This window comes from Neptunicella plasticusilytica (assembly GCF_047922965.1).
Taxonomy (GTDB): domain Bacteria; phylum Pseudomonadota; class Gammaproteobacteria; order Enterobacterales; family Alteromonadaceae; genus Neptunicella; species Neptunicella plasticusilytica.
Genome location: NZ_CP150481.1, coordinates 4,385,033 through 4,402,619, shown reverse-complemented (window position 1 = coordinate 4,402,619; position 17,587 = coordinate 4,385,033). Strand labels below are relative to the sequence as shown.

Here is a 17,587-nt window from a genome sequence, read left to right as displayed (position 1 = left end):
TTGAACTTTGAGGTTGAACTAAAATTCCTGCAACAAAGATCTGCGTGTTCTAATACGGCAAATTTCTAAAACTGATCCATACTTGTCAGGTTGTTTATGTGACTACCGTAAGGGAATCGTAAGACACTATGGATGCAACCTCCTCCCAGCTAAAACTGGTTCCTATTTTTTCTGGTGGTGGAACAAGATTACCTGCCCATATAGGTATCCTTGACGCTCTCAACGAACTCCATATCAAGTTTGATCACGTGGTTGGCGTGTCCGGTGGCTCCATTATTACCGCTCTTTATTGTGCGGGATTATCTCTTGCCGAAATCAAAATTTTAGCGTTGGATACAGACTTCAGGCAGTTTAAAGGTTATTCATTGTTATCATTATTGCGTAATGGCGGGTTGTGCTCCGGAGACAAATTTGAGCAATGGATGGACGAAAAATTGGGCGGGGTAAGATTTAGAGATCTGGATATACATTTACATATTTTGGCCACTGATGTTAATGGTGGCGGGCCAGTGGTATTTGATAAATATAATTCCCCAGACTTGAAAGTGTCCCGCGCAGTTAGATTTTCTATGTCTATTCCCCTTGTTTTTAGTTTTAAGCCTTATAAAAACCATTTGCTGGTTGATGGCGCGATACTGGCTGAAGATGCCTTATATGAAGATTGGGCCGGTGATGGCACACCGGTGATTTGCTTTAGATTAAAGAGTGAACAGGAAGTGCAGAATATTAAACCCACTTCCTGGTTTCCATTGGTTAGTTATATTGAAATGCTGATTAGAACCTTTATGACAGCGATATCAAGAGAATATGTGCATGAGGGGCATTGGCATAATACGGTGGTTATCAACACTGGCAATGCGTCGCCGGTTGACTTCGCGATGACGGATAGCCAAAAAGAATTATTATATCAGGCAGGCTATTTAACGGCATTGTCATATATACCCAAGAAGATGGTCGTGCCTTTCAATCATTGAATCAACCTTGCTGATTTGCATAGGTTCAGTTTTTGAATAACAAACTAATTTATATGCTATGTTATTGTTTACATGATAATTTATATTTAATTTAAGATTATTTTAGAGCTTGAGATTATAAAATGACCAACTCGTCACTTGCTGAAAACTTTAACCAATATTTCGAGATTGTCTTTGCGGCATCTTCCGATTTGAAACGTGAAGGTTATCAAATTAGACATCAGGTCTATGCCGAGGAATTGGGTTGGGAGCCGATATCTGGCGATGGTCTTGAAATGGACGAATATGACAATTACGCTTATTCGTTGCTGTTGAAGCATAAAAGAACGGGGGCCTATGCGGGAACAGTAAGATTGATTATCCCTCCCCCCGACGCGCCTGGAAATAAATTACCATTTGAGAACCATTTTGTTGATTCACTATTGCCTGACATAAAATCGCCTTGTGACTATGACAGAGGTGCCTTTGGTGAAGTATCGCGTTTAGCTGTACCGGAAGATTTCAGGCGCAGAGCCGGCGAGAAAAAACAACCATTTATTGTCAATGAGTTATCGGGTGACGGAGCGTTCTCTGAAGAGGAGCGGCGTAATTTTCCGAATATCGCTATTGGTCTTTACCTCAGTATTATCTCGTTTGCCAAAATGTGTAATCACGAAACGATGTTCGTGGTAGTGGAACCTCGTTTGAAAAAACGGCTTGAGCGAGTAGGGTTGTTTTTTGAACAAATTGGTGAAGAGCAGGATTATCACGGTATTCGAGCGTTGTTTTGCTTACCAAGGGAAAATTTCGAATCCAAGTTTAATGTAGAAATGCTTGAACTATATCAATCATTGGAAGAACAACTGGTTAAACAAATTAAACTGCACCCCTATCTGGTGCAAGGTGAATCATAATGGCGACATTTAATTACGATGACGCGTTTTCCCGTAATATTGGCTGGTTTACTCAACAAGAACAACAAGCCTTGAGTACCAAGAAAGTTGCTATTGCCGGTTGTGGCGGCGTTGGCTGTATTCACACTATGACCTTGGCCAGATTGGGTATAGGAGAATTTAGTCTGGCTGATTTTGATACCTATGGTGTGGAAAACTTTAACCGCCAGGTCGGTGCAAATATGGATACCATCGGTAAACCCAAAGTTGATATCACCGAACAAATGCTTAAAAGTATTAATCCGCAAGCGACGACTCATGTTTTTGCTGAGGGAATTAACGATGATAATACCGAAGCCTTTCTTGAAGGTGTTGATCTGTATATAGATAGTCTGGACTTTTTTGCCATTAAAGCGCGCAGAACTGTTTTTGCCCAATGTGCTGAAAAAGGCATTCCTGCTATTACCGCAGCACCCTTAGGCATGGGCACAGCATTTTTGTGTTTTATGCCGGGTCAGATGACGTTTGAAGACTATTTCGGTATGGAAGGCGTATCTGAAACGGAACAATATTTACGTTTCTATCTGGGGTTGGCTCCGGCAGGGTTACAGTCTCAGTATCTGGTTGACCCAACTCGCCTGGATCTTAACGCCAAAAAAGGTCCGTCGACTATTATTGGTTGCACCATGAGTGCCGGAGTGGCGGCATCTTATGCAGTGAAGATTTTACTAGGTCGTGGTGACTTGGTTTGTGCCCCGCAAGGGATGCACTGGGATCCCTATTTAAACAAGATGGAAGTAACCTGTATTGACGGTGGTCATAAAAATCCGGTCTTTCAGAAAAGTTTAAAGGAAGCTAAAAAAGCCTTTGGCATTTAATTACTAGTTCGTGTTTATTTGTATAGCACCTTACTAAGGCAGTCATTTCACTATGAATGATGATATGCGTACCAAACTGATACAGGCCGCGATATACGCCCCTTCTGCGGATAATTCCCAGCCTTTCCGGTTTAAATGGTCTAATGACGATACTTTACAGCTATTTCTCGATCCAGAGCTAAGTGGAACCGCTACTGACAGTACTTTTGTACTCTCGGATTTAGCAATCGGCGCCATAATTGAATCTATAGTGATTGAAGCAAAAAGCCTGAGATTTAGCGTAAATATAAGTTTATTTCCTGATAGGGAAAAAGATAGCTATTTTGTTGCTCAGCTTAGCTTTGAGAGCAACGATGCTGCCATTCCAGAGACCGAGTTGAAGCTGGCTCAGCAAATTCCATTGCGTTGCACGGACAGGCGCTTTCCGTTTTCGGGTGATGTCTCTGATCATATGATTGAAGAGATTAAAGCTGCGGTGAATGGGGACAATTGCCAGTTATTAGGTTTTAATCAGCGGGACAAGATAGATGCAATTATTCCTACAATATTTAAGGCGGAGAAAGTCAGATTTGAGTCCGAGCAGTTACATCAGGAATTATTTAAAACAGTTTCATTTACCAGAGATAAAGTCGAATCTGGAATGAACCTGGACGTACTGGGTATCAGTAAATTCGAATCTAAAGGGTTCGAGTGGATGAGTAACTGGAAAGTCATGCGCTTTTTGAACAAGCTGGGTGCCAGTGGACAAATTGCCAAAAAGTCTGTCGTAAGTCCAATTAAACAATCACCTGCATTACTATTGCTAATCTCATCGGATGTATCTCGTGAGGGCATTATTAATGCTGGCAGGCAACTGCAGCGAGTATGGCTAAAATGCACCGAAATGAATTTGTCGGTGCAGCTTTATGCAGCTCCAGGTGTACTCTCAATAGCAAAACCGGCACTAAGTGCATCTTTAATGGATACCATCAATACAGTAGAGCATGAAATGAAGCTTTTAACAGCCGAGTTAGGTTCTGGTGTGATGTTTTTGAGAATTGGTAAATATAGTGGTCGGCCAGTAAGAACCGGCCGTAGAGACATTAAATCTTTTATAAAAAATTAGTGTCAATATATTTTACACATACATCGTTTGTTGTTGTAAAAAGCGCATTAAGATTTTATCAATATTGTTTATATTTCAATAGATTAACCCTTTATTTAGAAGGTTGGCTTTTCTTTTGCATTATTACAATCGGTACAGCTTTTCAGTGTTGTTGTGGTTGTTAAAAAGCTTAGAGCTGACAGTACATAATTTAAGTTATCAAATGATAAAAGGGTGCAATTATGAATATCAAGAAGACTTTAATTGGTGGTGTAGCGGCTCTTGGCTTGTCAACAAGCGCGCTTGCTGTCAATGTTGGTGGAGTGGTTTGGAATCCGGATAGTTTCTTCGACTTCACATCAAACTCCAATTTAATTGAAGATTTACTCGATCCAGGTCCAGATGGTGTATTTATGACGGCAGATGATGTCGTAGATACATTAAACGGCTTTGGCCTGGTAACTGGCATAAATGGTACTAACCAATCTGCATTTTGCCCTAGTGGTTGCGAGTTGACCTATGAATTTGGTGGCTTTACCGTCGGCAGTTTCATTCCAGATGGTGGTGGTGCACGAATTGGCTTTACTGGTGGTTGGGTTAATTTTTACGTGGATTCTGGCACAGCTTACAATCCTCAAGATAGAAGTTCAGCAACTGACGGTGGTGCGCCTTGGTTATCATTGGTTGCTCATGAAACATTCAGCGGTATCCACGGTATTATGACCAGTATAGATGCTACACTGAGTACATATGGCGGCGGTACTGACGCTGGTTTAGGTGGCGGTCTGCTTGATGTTGTTGGTGGTGCTGCAATGGCCAATTTTGATACCAATACACAAACAGACGGGTCAGATTGGGTATTTAGTACTAGTTTCCAACCCATTCCTGCAGGTGCAACTGATGATGATCTGGAACTATTTGGTACTGCTGATTTCCGTGGTACATCAATTCCAGAACCTTCTTCAATTGCCATTTTAGGTTTAGGTCTGTTAGGTTTAGCTGGTGCTTCACGCAGACGTCAGAAATAATCAATAAACCTTATATAATTGATTGAGAACCGCCAGAAGTTACTTCTGGCGGTTTTTTCGTTTCTACGTACGGTGGGCTTACTTTCAAAATGTGCTAGTTAGAGAGGCGATGTCTTGCTAAGTGAAATTTACATTCGGGCTTTGGTTGGATACAGGTAATCTAGCATATTCACAAACCGCTGCTTAACCCGAGTCTATTGAAAGCAGGATTTCTACATGAGTCACCGGAGCATTGTTGGGCATGCTCATGCTGCAAATTCGTTCAGAACACTTAGATCCCGCGTCACTTACCTGAGCTAGGGTGTCAGTAAATTTTACAGTGAATGTCGACAGTTGCGATTAGTGTAAATCCAATGTTTAAATAATACTTGCAAAACAATAACTTACGCTTAATTAAAAAGTTGGCCCAATGCTTGCTTTGACTAGAGTAGTTCGTAAGGCTCATCACGAGTTTAACGGATAAACTAAACGAGTCTTTTTAATTTTAGATATTAATGTTGATGTAGAAGTTGATGTTGATGTTGATGTAGATGTAGAGGTAATTATGAATAAGGCAATTTTTTCCGCAGCAGCTTTAGCATTAAGTCTAAGTGCTTCCGCAATCGCGTCACCAGTTAATGTTGGTGGTGTAGTCTGGGATCCAGACAGTTTCTTTGATTTCACTTCAAATTCAAATCTGGTTGAAGATCTGCTTGATGCAGGTGCTGACGGTGTGTTCGGTACTGCTGATGACGTAGTCGATACTTTAAGTGGTTTTGGTCTGGTTACCGGTTTAAATGGTACAAACCAGTCTACTTTCTGCCCTAGTGGTTGTGAACTAACCTTTGAATTTGGCGGTTTTGAAATTGCCAGTGTTATCCCTGATGGTGGTGGCGCACGTCTTGGCTTTACTGGTGGCTGGATTAACTTCTATGTTGACTCATCTACAGCCTATAGTGCACTGGATAAAAGCACTGCGGTTGACGGTGGCACTCCTTGGTTGTCGCTGCAAGCACATGAAACTTTCAGTGGTATTCATGGTATTATGACCAGCATTGATGCAACCTTGAGTTCATACGGTGCAGGTACCGATGCCGGTTTAGGTGGTGGTTTACTTGATGTTGTTGGTGGTGCTGCAATGGGCAACTTTGATACTGACACACAAACTGACGGCGCTGACTGGGTATTTAGTACCAGTTTCCAACCTATTCCTTCAGGCGCAACTCCTGATGGTTTGGAATTGTTTGGCACTGCTGATTTTCGTGGCAGTTCAATCCCGGAGCCATCTTCAATTGCTATCTTGGGTTTAGGCCTGTTGGGCCTAGCTGGTGCTTCACGCAGACGCCAGAAGTAAGCAAAACAAGAAATATTAGTACTATGAGGCCGTCAGAACTTTTGGTTCTGGCGGTTTTTTTATTTTTGCTATATAGCATTGGGTCATTTAGCTATCGTACAACGCTTCTACTACTAATATTCTATTGCCTTAAACCTTCACTCATCTTGCTTGCCTTGCCCATTTTCTCTTTCACTTATAAGTTCTAATCAACCGTTCAGTCAACGCGACTTTGGTGCGTTAATAAATTGATTTTGATTTGGCGCGACAGCCATCTATTCGCAGATTGGCATTGGAATAATTTCCAGCTAAGAGAAAGATACTGAGGTGGGATGTGTGGGATACACATACGGCTAAATAGGAGTATCCCTACAAGTAAATTAAACTGTGGTGATGCTCTTCCACCTATTTTGATCAATCTCATCATGCAGCATGTGGCTCGATACCATTACATCAAGTTAAAGCAAGCAGATTAGTATAGTGGGCTGGCAGCATGCTTATCAAAATCATGCTGCCACTGGAGTGTGTTAAGGAATTTTCTTTGATAGTTCAGTTCGCGTATTACGCTGAATGGAGCTTAAATCTTTCATCTCACGCATCATTAAACTTGCTTTACTGTATTGCTTAAGTTCGATTAATACTTCTGCAAGATGTAATACAATATCGTTGATATTAGGTGCTTTTTTAGCTGCTGAACTTAGATATTGATAAGCTTGATCCAAGTTGCCACTTTTAAACTCAACCCAACCCATTGTATCTAATATTTGCGGCATATCTGGAGCCAGTTTTAAAGCCTTTTGTGCAGGCTCTCTAGCCCCTTCAATATCACCACTCTGTATTCTGTTGTAAGCCAGATTGTTGAGAACTTGCAAATTTTCGCCATATTTATCAATTGACTGAGCATAAATTTGGCCTGCTTTTTCGTAGTTTTTGGTAAATGTATAAAAGTTTGCGACTCCATACATAAAGCTTTTGGGTGGATTCTTAGTGCTATTTAGTTGTTCTATCAATACTTTTTCAGCTTCATCAATTTGGTTATTTCCTAGCATGGCTTTTGCTAGCATTGTCGCGGAAGTAAAGTTTGGTGATTTTTTGTGATGCTCGGAAAGTAACTTTTCTGCTTTTTTGAAATCTTTCTCGTTGAGTGCTAATGACCCCTCATAATAAGGTAGTAATTCTGCACCGCTTTTGTCATCTTGTTTCTTAATTTGAGCTAACAGGTCGTTAGCGGCTTTAATCTGGTTTAGTTTAGTCAAGTAATGGAGTTTCAGTAACAGTAAGGTGTGCCTGTTAGGGAATTTGTTTAATCCCGCCTCTGTCAAGGCCAGTGCACCTTCATTATCGCTCTGAAGTTCAAGTAAGCCTATTTGCCTGACTACCGGCATTAACGCATTTGGGTAGGCAGACTCCCAATTCTTATACGTCGCCATCGCTGAATTAAAGTCTTTGGCTTGTACTTGTGAGTCACCTAATGTCATGTAACCCAGAAAATCGAGATCAACACCGGTTAATATGCTTATCGCTTTTGACGCATTACCTTGTGCTTTGGCATTAACTGCCAAGGCAATCTTTTTATCGTTTGCGTCTTTTATTAGTTTTGAAATGATGTCATCGATTTCAGATGACTTATCTAAACTCTTACCCGCATCAATTAGTGCTATTAGCGCAGGAGTATTATCCGGTGCAAAAGAAAGGATCTCCGATGCTTTATCAAGTGCTTTTTGGTACTGCTTTAATCCACTATAAGTCTGTAACAAATATTGATGAGCACCCATATGTACAGGATCTATTTTCAACGCTTCGTTAAACAAATCTATTGCTTTGTCAGCTTCTCCAGTATTCATATAGATAAAACCGGCTAAAGTCTTTCCATTTGCGGGGTCTTTCTCTTCCCAATTTTTGGCAACTGACAACGCAGCGTTTTTATCTCCAACTCTCAAATGAGCTGCAGCCAACTGCATCCAGCCCTGCTCCAGGGATTCGTCATCTTTTATAACTTTTTCCAGGTTTTCTATAACGGCTCGTTCATCGTTACCGATATTTACAATAGCTTGGCGAAGCTTAATAACTGGATTGTTCTGATCGAGTTGATCAGCCTTTTTGAGCAGTTCTTTAGCATTTTTTATATCACCCAGAGTAGCAAGTCGCATTCCCGTCAGTGCAAATAATTCTGCGTCGCTGTCTGTCAGATTTCCCATTGAGTTCAGTGATTCCAGCGCTTTGTTGTTATAGCCAAGATTAAGTTGTACTTGGGCCAACAACCTCTGAATTGCATCGTTGCTGGAATTTGTCCGGCTAGATAAGTTGGTAAGGTTGTGATACGCCTTTTCGAGGTTTTCAAGTTTATAGGCGCTAACTCCGGCAATCATTCGGGCGGTTAACGTGTCCGCACCGTTTTGAATTGCAATTTCGGCATGATCGAGGGCAGGTTTAAATTTTTCTTTTTGGTAATCAATTCTTGCCTGGTACAAATTTAATAGAGGCTGGTTTTTATACTGTTCCAATAGTCTGGTTGCTTCGACTTCTGCATTATCGAGCTCTCCGGCGTTAATCATGGCTTCAATATATTGAAAGTTAATGGAATTAATAACGGGAATGAGTTCGTTAATTTTATTAAATGCCAAAGCCGCATCATGGAAGTTATCTTCTTTCACAAAGAGTAAGGCAGATAAATATTCTGTTATCTCGGGTCGATGATTTTGCTGGATTAACTCATCTATTGTGCTGCGTGCTTCGTCAAATTTTTGCTCACCAAAAGCCGCAAATGACATAGCCAGTTGCTTGTCTTGAGCATTCATTTGTTCAAGCAATTTATCCAAGTTCTGGATAATTTCCTGATCATCAGTGCGTAACGCGCTGATGTACGAATACAATGCGCTGGTGCTAAGGGCTTCTTTATCATTCAACTGTAATTTTTGAATGTACTCGTTCACTTTTGAGAACTGATCGGAATGATAATAAGTTTTGATCAGCAAAGGAGCGACCATATCTTCAGGAATACCCAAATCGGTTGCCCGATTTAATTCTTTTTCTGCTGAGTTCAGATCGCCGTGCTGAAAATAGACCTTGCCCAACATTAGGCGCACTTTCCCCAAGTCCGGGTTATCAGTTAGTGCGTTCTTCAACTCAATAATGGCCGCTTCACTATTACCTGCGTTCATATATTTTTCGGCCTTGCTGACCAATTGTTCAGGAGTTTGTTGGCTGCAGGCGGTTAATATTGCTGCCGCGAAAGGGATAAATACATATAAAAGTGAGTTGCGACATTTCATAACAGATCCTTAGTTTACTAGCGTCTCAGCTACATTATGAGAATTGTTCAATTAATGACAACAATTCATTTGTTTTATTTTTCATCAATACCCTGCTTGATTTTGCTTCTACGTTTAACCTGAGCAAAGGTTCGGTGTTAGACATGCGTAAATTAAAGCGCCAATCATCAAACTCCATAGATAAACCATCAGTGGTATCGATATCCAAAGTTGAGTCAGAATAAGTGGCTTTGATTTTATCTATTACTTGTCGAGCATCGTTAACGGTTCGATTTATTTCGCCAGAAGCCGGGAATTTCGCTTCATACTCGGTTAACAAGCTGGAGAGGGAAACGGACTTGTGGCTGAGTAATTCTATTACCAGCAGCCAGGGGATCATACCGCTGTCGCAATAATAGAAATCGCGGAAATAATGGTGAGCGCTCATCTCACCACCATAAATCGCGTTTTCCAGGCGCATTCTTTCCTTGATAAAGGCATGGCCGGTTTTGCATTGCACCGCAATGCCGCTATTACGTTGGCATACGTCTATGGTGTTCCAGGTTAAGCGCGGATCATGAATAATTTTTTCACCATGATGTTTTTGCAAAAAGGCTTCAGCTAACAGGCCAACAATATAGTAGCCTTCGATGAAATTGCCTTTTTGATCAAACAGGAAACAGCGGTCAAAATCGCCATCCCAGGCAATACCCAAATCAGCATTGTGTTCAACTACTGCATCGGCGGTATGGCTGCGATTTTCGGGTAACAGCGGGTTAGGAATACCGTTAGGGAAATGACCATCCGGTTGATGGTGAACCTTGATAAATTTTACCGGAACATCAGCCTGAATAAAGCGCTGTTCAATTTCATCTATAGCATGACCGGCCGCACCGTTACCCGCATTGACCACGATAGTCATAGGTTTTAACAGGGCGATATCGATAAAGGACAACAATTTATTGGTGTAGGCTTGCCTGATATTTTTCTCGATTAGGGAGCCGGGGATGGCGACATCGGTAAACTGATTTAGCTCTGCCAGGTTTTTGATGTCACTTAAGCCACTGTCGCCGCTAATCGGCTGTGAACCCGCTTTTACCAGCTTTAGTCCATTATAGTTTTTAGGATTATGGCTGGCGGTAACCATAATACCGCCATCAACATTTAAATGGGCGGTCGCGAAGTAAATTTCTTCTGTGCCACATAAACCGATATCGATGACATCAACTCCCTGTGACATCAGACCTTCAGCCAAGGCCGTTTTTAGCTCTGGTGTTGAAAGACGGATATCTCCACCCACCACCACCGTTTTGGGTTTTAGCTGAACGGCAAAGGCCTGACCAATGCGTTTGGCGATGTCGACGTTCAATTCAGTGCCTAGCTCTCCGCGAATATCATAAGCTTTAAAACAGGTTAGATTTGTCATTGTCAGTCCGGTAATTATATTTAATTATTTGTGTCTTCGAAGCGGATAATATCGTCTTCACCAAAATACTGCCCGGACTGTACTTCTATCATCTCCAACGGGATCTGGCCGGGATTCTCCAGTCCATGTTTAACACCAATCGGAATATAGGTGGACTGATTTTCTGACACCAGTTCGGACGCTCCATTTTTGGTCACTTTGGCGGTACCGGACACCACAATCCAGTGCTCGGCCCGGTGATGATGCATTTGGGTGGAGATTTTCTCACCGGGTTTGACGGTGATTCTTTTTACCTGAAAACGCGGTCCATCATCGACAGAGTCATAACTTCCCCACGGGCGGTACACTTTGCGATGATTAACGGCTTCCGGGCGTTGTGTTTGTTGCAGATGATTCACAATCTGCTTGATATCCTGAACGGAATGTTTATTGGCAACCAATAACGCATCATCGGTATCAATAATGATCAAATCTTCCACGCCTAATGTGGTAACCAGACGTTTGTTAGCTAACACATAGCAGTCCCGGCTTTGTTTGCTAAATACATCGCCGCGGGCGTAGTTGCCCTCGTCATCTTTGGACTGCAATTCCCACAAAGCGCTCCAGGAACCCACATCGCACCATCCGGCATCAAATCTCAGTGTGACGCCCTTACTGGTTTTTTCCATCACGGCATAATCAATAGATTCGCTGGGACAGGTACTGAATATTTCACGATCCAGTCGGATAAAATCCAGGTCAGGTTGCATGTTTTGACAAGCCTGCTCACAGACAGCAAATATATCTGGCCGGAATCGCTTTAGCTCGGCCAGAAAGGTTGAGGCTTTAAACATAAACATGCCGCTATTCCACAGGTAATCACCACTTTCAAGGTAAGACTCTGCTGTTGCCCAATCGGGTTTCTCAACAAAGCGCTCCAGCTCGAAACTAAGGGTATCAATAGCTTTACCTTGTTTGATATAGCCATAGCCGGTTTCAGGGGTAGTGGGCACAATACCGAAGGTGACTAATTTGCCTTGTTGGGCTAATTGTTGGCCATGCTCGACACAATCCCTGAATACTTCGGTGTCGGCGATATGATGATCGGAGGCCAATACCAACAGCACCGGATCTTCACCTTTTTGAATAGCTTTAAATGCTGCGATAGCAACGGCGGGTGCTGTATTGCGTCCTTCCGGTTCCAGAATAATCGAATCTGCTTGATAATTTGCCATTCGGAACTGTTCTGCGACCAGAAAGCGATGTTGTTCATTGGTAATTGCAATCGCCGGAGCGCATTGTTCAGACAGCCGCTTAACGGTGGCTTGCAATAAGCTGGTTTCGGGATCAACCAGATTAAGGAACTGTTTGGGATAATGTTCCCGTGACAGTGGCCACATTCGGGTACCGCTGCCACCACACATAATGACCGGAACTAGCATTTGAATCCTTCCAAGTTTTATAGCGTCATGCGCCTAGAGTATCGGAATCGTTGTTTAATTAGAACCGGCTAAACAGTCCTCTGGTATCAACCACCACTTTGGTGTTGATATCGGCACTGGTCAAACTCTTGAATGGTTTATGATCAACCAGAACGACCAGTACATTGGCTTGCTCCAATGCATCTTGTAGCGAGACCAGCTCGACATTTTGTGATGATAATTTTTCCGGTAGCTCTTTTATGTTCGGCTCAACAGCCAGTATTTTACCAATATTTGATTTGGCAAGCTGCAACGTAATATCCAGCGCAGGGCTTTCGCGCAGGTCATCGATATCAGCCTTAAATGCCAGACCTAAACAGGCAATCACCGGACGCTTGAACTGATCTGCGGCCTTTTTAACCTGTTCAATTACATATAATGGTTTGCCATCATTGATTTCACGGGCAGTACGAATAATACGCGCTTGTTCGGGTGCGGAATCCACGATAAACCAGGGATCAACGGCAATACAGTGTCCTCCTACGCCTGGTCCGGGGCTGAGGATATTAACCCGTGGATGACGGTTGGCTAACGAAGTGAGTTCCCACACATTGACTTTTAATTTGTCGCAGATAATCGAAAGCTCGTTGGCAAAGGCAATATTCACATCCCGGAACGAATTTTCAGTTAACTTGGCCATTTCGGCAGTACGGCTATTGGTGGTAATGCAGTCGCCACGCACAAAAGTTTTATACAGCTCGGTGGCCCGTTCACTGCACTTGGCTGTCATGCCACCGATAATGCGATCATTGGACACCAGTTCTTCCAGTACCCGGCCCGGTAATACCCGTTCAGGGCAATGTGCGACCTGAATATCCGCATCTTCACCGGCATGCTGCGGGAATGATAAATCGGGACGCAACTCTTGCAGCCAGGTGGCCAGTTGTTCGGTGGCACCGACAGGAGAAGTTGACTCCAGAATGACCAAGTTGCCTTTTTCCAATACCGGCGCGATAGCCTCTGCAGAGCTTTTAATAAAACTGAGATCCGGCTGTTTACCTTCTTTAAAAGGGGTAGGAACAGCAATCATAAAGGCTTCTGCCTTTTCTGCCTTTAACGTGGCGCGCAGTTTACCTAAAGTCACCGCCGCCTGAACCACCATATCCAAATCAGGTTCAACGATATGCACTTTGCCCTGATTAATGGTATCGACAGCCTTCTTGGAAACGTCCACACCAACTACTTCAATACCACGGGAGGCAATCACCGCTGCAGTGGGCAAGCCGATGTAACCCAAACCAATAACTGAAACTTTTCCGAATGCCATTTTTATTCCTTGTTAAATTTTTCACGTGGAGGCTAATAAAACCTCCGTAGTTCAAAACTATATTAACCACAGGGACGCGAAGGTCACAGAGAAAAAATACACAGTTCGCTGGTTTAGCCAGTCAGTTTGTCATCCCGGTGGTTCTTTGGACCGGAAGCCAGTGTTTAAACTGTGATGCCTGCCCAAAACAATTCAGAGATTATGCTAAATAGAGTTTTGCGTTAGCTCGTGGCTCACTACTCACAGATTTTTCTATCTCTGTATTCTCCGAGTCTCTGTGGTTAACAATATCTATTAATTATTTAAAATAATCTCTGCAATACGTTCACAAGCTTTGCCATCTCCGTAGGGATTATGAGCAAAAGACATCTGTTGATATGCCGCTTCATCATCCAATAGACGACTCGCTTCACTAACAATGCAGTTATAATCGGTGCCGACCAATTTTACCGTTCCGGCCTCTACTGCTTCCGGGCGTTCGGTGGTATCACGCATGACCAGTACAGGTTTACCCAGCGAAGGTGCTTCTTCCTGTACACCGCCGGAATCAGTCAGGATCAAATGAGCTTTACTCATTAAATAAACAAAAGGTAAATAATCCTGTGGCTCGATCAAATGCACATTGCTAATACCACTAAGAATACGATCCACTGGCTCACGCACATTGGGATTCAGGTGCATGGGGTAACAAATTTGCACATCGGATTTTTCGGACAATTTTTTAAGTGCCTGGCAAATGCGTTCAAAACCATCGCCAAAACTCTCTCTTCGATGCCCGGTGACCAAGATCAGCTTTTTATCAGGATTAATAAAATTGAATTTTTGCGATAACTCAGTGTTGAGTGGCTGATTTTCGCTAATCAGCTTCTCTACCTGAATAAGTGCATCAATAACCGTGTTGCCGGTGACAAAAACGCTCTCAGGTGTGACATTTTCGGTTAACAGGTTCTGCTGTGCTTTTGCTGTGGGAGCAAAATGGTATTGGGTCAGCGCGCCGGTTAGTCGGCGATTAATTTCTTCCGGCCAGGGGCTATAGATATCGCCTGTGCGCAACCCGGCTTCTATATGGCCGACCGGAATCTTTTGATAAAACGCGGATAAAGAAGCGGCAAATGTGGTGGTGGTATCACCATGCACCAGCACCAAATCCGGCTTAGCTTTAGAAAATACATCCCGTAACCCCATTAACGCACGGGTAGTAATGTCATATAAATCCTGTCCGGGCTGCATCAGATCCAAATCATAATCGGGTACCAGATTAAACAGGTTTAGCACCTGGTCGAGCATTTCCCGATGTTGTGCGGTAACACAAACCTGAACCTCCAGTGCTGAATGTTTTTTAAGTTCCAGTACTAAAGGAGCCATCTTTATTGCTTCTGGACGAGTTCCAAACACCAGCAGGATTTTTTTATTACTCACGTCTTTATCCTTATCCCTGACAGCAGTGATGAATTTATACTTTTTCTGCAACGAAATTGGTTAACGTACCAAAATCTTCAAATACGTCGGCGCTGATCTCGTCATCATCGATTTCAATCCCGAAAGTCTCTTCGATGGTGGTAATGACTGCGACAATTGCCATGGAGTCGAACTCCGGAATCGCACCCAGTAACAGCGTATCGTCATCAAATTGGGTGTCATCAGAAATCTGTAATACGTTGATCAGTATATCTTTTACGTGTGCTGCTACATTCATTTGCCAACTACCTGTATTATTCTCTTTTATAAGTACGTTTTATAGACAGCATCGGTTTATGCCGTCAATATAAGCTATTGTTCCATTATTTAAGCTTATAAGGAACACACAAAACACACTTTAAGAGGGAATGTTTGGTCAATGGTTATGTTTTTTCACCAGTTAATCTCATCGACAGCGCAAAGTTATCCAGATAAGACTGCCGTTATCCACAAACAACAGCAAATAAGTTATGTGCAACTGCATGAATTTGTTGAACAATTCGCCTCAGGGCTAACAAAACTGGGATTACAACGATCAGATCGCGTAGCGGCTTTTTTACCCAAAATTCCTGAACATGTGGTGAGTCTTTTTGCGACCAGCTGCGCCGGTGGAACCTTTGTTCCGGTCAATTCCGTATTAAAAGCGCCTCAAGTGCAACATATTCTGAATGATTGCGACGTTAAAATACTCGTAACCAGCTCGGATCGATTAAAAGCCTTGGCTGATATTCTTGAGCAGTGTCCGTCGGTTGAACATATTGTATTGACCGATAAATTACCCGCACAGTTACCCACGGGTGTTCAGTGTCACCTTTATCAGGATCTATTGGTTGAAGGTTCCTGCTATGAGCCGCTAACCGAGAATGATATGGCGGCGATATTGTATACCTCAGGCAGTACTGGCAAACCCAAAGGCGTGGTGTTATCTCATCGTAACCTGGTTTGTGGTGCTAACAGTGTGGCTACATATTTGGAAAACACTTCGGATGATGTGATTTTAGCCTTATTGCCACTCAGTTTTGACTATGGATTAAGCCAATTAACCACGGCGTTTTCGGTGGGTGCCTGTTGTATTTTAATGGACTATTTTTTACCCGGTGATGTGATTAAAACTATTGAAAAGCATCGGGTGACCGGGTTGGCTGCAGTGCCGCCATTATGGCAACAATTGATGAAGGCTAATTGGCCAGAGTCGGCCACCCAGAGTTTGCGCTATTTTACCAACTCTGGCGGAGCCATGCCGCTGGTGACGCTAGCCCAGTTGCGTAGCACATTTACCAATGCCAAACCTTATTTAATGTATGGTTTAACCGAAGCATTCAGAAGTACTTACTTACCCCCTGAGTTAATAGATGAAAGAGTGGGATCGATGGGAAAGGCAATTCCCAATGCCGAAGTGATGGTGGTACGAGAAGATGGTACAGCCTGTGAGCCTGATGAACCGGGCGAACTGGTGCATCGTGGGCCTCACGTCAGTTTGGGCTACTGGAATGCTCCAGAAAAAACCGCCGAGCGGTTTAAACCGGTGCCAGATCAAGACAAGGGTTTAGTGCTTACCGAAATGGCAGTCTGGTCCGGTGATACGGTAAAAAAAGACAAAGATGGCTTTTTATATTTTGTTGGTCGTCGTGACGAGATGATTAAGACATCAGGCTACCGGGTCAGCCCGATGGAGATCGAAGAAGGCTGCTATCAAGGCAGTGATCAGGTGGGGGAAGCCATAGCCACTGGAGTACCCGATTTAGAACTGGGTCAGGCCATTGTAGTGTTTATTGTACTTAAGCAGCCTGAAAGTCTTGGTCAGGATGAATTAACTAAAGCGCTTAAAAAAGCGTTGCCGAATTTTATGCATCCTAAATATATTGAGATTCATACCGCATTGCCGCGTAATCCAAATGGTAAAGTGGATAGGGCACTACTCGCTGCACAAGCAAAAGAGAAATATGGTAAATAATTTTTAACCGCAGAGGCGCAGAGAGCACAGAGGTTTTTAAGACGCTTATTAATAATAATTTCTCTCCGCCACCTTGGTGTCTCTGTCGTAGGTATAGGGTTTATATCTGTGGAAGAAAATACTTTAAGCGGAATAATTGTTAATGCTGCGATTGAAGTGCATAGGCATCTCGGGCCTGGTTTGCTTGAATCTGTTTATGAAAATTGTTTATTACACGAACTTAAACTTCAAGGCATCATATGTGAACGGCAAGTCTATTTGCTGCTTAGTTATAAAGGTGAGCAAATTGGCAATTGTTACCGATTAGATTTGCTAGTTGAAAATTTGATTATTGTAGAAATTAAAACGGTTAGTAATATAGAGCCTATCCATAAAGCTCAATTGCTAACATATTTAAAATTAACCAATTTAAAAATTGGATTGATATTAAACTTTAATGTTCCCGTGTTAAAAAATGGGATATGTCGAATGATTAATGGATAGCTGCCAGCAGTAAATACAGGTTTAGCTTTATAACCACGGAGACAAAAAATACAGAGGTTTTAATAACAATCTTTTCTCTGTGAACTCTGCGTCTCTGTGGTTAATAGGTTTAAGTTTTAAATATAGTTTTTAATCAGTTG

The 17,587-nt window shown here is 42.6% G+C and carries 14 protein-coding genes; 8 read left to right on the top strand and 6 right to left on the bottom strand.

Features of this window, described 5'->3' with window-relative positions; genetic code table 11:
* Positions 1-128: 128 nt before the first annotated feature.
* From V1467_RS19815 to V1467_RS19790, 6 genes are all read left to right on the top strand, one after another.
* The gene (locus V1467_RS19815; RefSeq protein WP_416306710.1) at positions 129-974 is read left to right on the top strand and encodes a patatin-like phospholipase family protein; all 846 of its coding nucleotides are present in this window, start codon (positions 129-131) and stop codon (positions 972-974) included.
* A 122-nt stretch (positions 975-1,096) separates the two neighbouring features.
* On the top strand, positions 1,097-1,867 hold the full coding sequence (locus tag V1467_RS19810; RefSeq protein ID WP_416306709.1) for a PEP-CTERM/exosortase system-associated acyltransferase: 771 nt from the start codon (positions 1,097-1,099) through the stop codon (positions 1,865-1,867).
* The gene (locus V1467_RS19805; RefSeq protein WP_416306708.1) at positions 1,867-2,724 is read left to right on the top strand and encodes a ThiF family adenylyltransferase; all 858 of its coding nucleotides are present in this window, start codon (positions 1,867-1,869) and stop codon (positions 2,722-2,724) included. The genes V1467_RS19810 and V1467_RS19805 overlap by 1 nt, the downstream gene beginning before the upstream one ends.
* A 52-nt stretch (positions 2,725-2,776) precedes the next feature.
* Positions 2,777-3,829 carry a hypothetical protein gene (locus V1467_RS19800; protein WP_416306707.1) on the top strand — a complete coding sequence of 351 codons (1,053 nt, stop codon included), beginning with the start codon at positions 2,777-2,779 and terminating at the stop codon, positions 3,827-3,829.
* A gap of 221 nt (positions 3,830-4,050) precedes the next feature.
* The gene (locus tag V1467_RS19795; RefSeq protein WP_416306706.1) at positions 4,051-4,836 is read left to right on the top strand and encodes a PEP-CTERM sorting domain-containing protein; all 786 of its coding nucleotides are present in this window, start codon (positions 4,051-4,053) and stop codon (positions 4,834-4,836) included.
* A gap of 544 nt (positions 4,837-5,380) precedes the next feature.
* Complete coding sequence (locus tag V1467_RS19790) at positions 5,381-6,169, top strand: PEP-CTERM sorting domain-containing protein (protein WP_416306705.1); 789 nt, start codon at positions 5,381-5,383, stop codon at positions 6,167-6,169.
* Between the two features lie 506 nt (positions 6,170-6,675).
* Here the strand turns inward: V1467_RS19790 and prsT are convergent.
* The 6 genes from prsT to V1467_RS19760 all read right to left on the bottom strand — a co-directional run bounded on the left by prsT (position 6,676) and on the right by V1467_RS19760 (position 15,248).
* Positions 6,676-9,420 (bottom strand): XrtA/PEP-CTERM system TPR-repeat protein PrsT, encoded by a 2,745-nt coding sequence (gene prsT / locus V1467_RS19785; RefSeq protein ID WP_416306704.1) that lies wholly within the window; start codon positions 9,418-9,420, stop codon positions 6,676-6,678.
* A gap of 34 nt (positions 9,421-9,454) precedes the next feature.
* Positions 9,455-10,825: a phosphomannomutase CpsG gene (locus V1467_RS19780; RefSeq protein ID WP_416306703.1), complete on the bottom strand. Its 1,371-nt coding sequence runs from the start codon at positions 10,823-10,825 to the stop codon at positions 9,455-9,457.
* Positions 10,826-10,845: 20 nt separating this feature from the next.
* Positions 10,846-12,246 carry a mannose-1-phosphate guanylyltransferase/mannose-6-phosphate isomerase gene (locus tag V1467_RS19775; RefSeq protein WP_416306702.1) on the bottom strand — a complete coding sequence of 467 codons (1,401 nt, stop codon included), beginning with the start codon at positions 12,244-12,246 and terminating at the stop codon, positions 10,846-10,848.
* A 58-nt stretch (positions 12,247-12,304) separates the two neighbouring features.
* Complete coding sequence (gene wecC, locus V1467_RS19770) at positions 12,305-13,552, bottom strand: UDP-N-acetyl-D-mannosamine dehydrogenase (protein WP_416306701.1); 1,248 nt, start codon at positions 13,550-13,552, stop codon at positions 12,305-12,307.
* A 294-nt stretch (positions 13,553-13,846) separates the two neighbouring features.
* On the bottom strand, positions 13,847-14,971 hold the full coding sequence (wecB, locus tag V1467_RS19765) for a non-hydrolyzing UDP-N-acetylglucosamine 2-epimerase (protein WP_416306700.1): 1,125 nt from the start codon (positions 14,969-14,971) through the stop codon (positions 13,847-13,849).
* Positions 14,972-15,005: 34 nt separating this feature from the next.
* Complete coding sequence (locus V1467_RS19760) at positions 15,006-15,248, bottom strand: acyl carrier protein (RefSeq protein ID WP_416306699.1); 243 nt, start codon at positions 15,246-15,248, stop codon at positions 15,006-15,008.
* A 141-nt stretch (positions 15,249-15,389) separates the two neighbouring features.
* On the opposite strand from V1467_RS19760, the gene V1467_RS19755 reads away from it, so the two are divergent.
* The gene (locus V1467_RS19755) at positions 15,390-16,964 is read left to right on the top strand and encodes an acyl-CoA ligase (AMP-forming), exosortase A system-associated (RefSeq protein WP_416306698.1); all 1,575 of its coding nucleotides are present in this window, start codon (positions 15,390-15,392) and stop codon (positions 16,962-16,964) included.
* 108 nt (positions 16,965-17,072) lie between these two features.
* Complete coding sequence (locus V1467_RS19750; protein ID WP_416306697.1) at positions 17,073-17,447, top strand: GxxExxY protein; 375 nt, start codon at positions 17,073-17,075, stop codon at positions 17,445-17,447.
* The last annotated feature ends 140 nt before the right edge of the window (positions 17,448-17,587 follow it).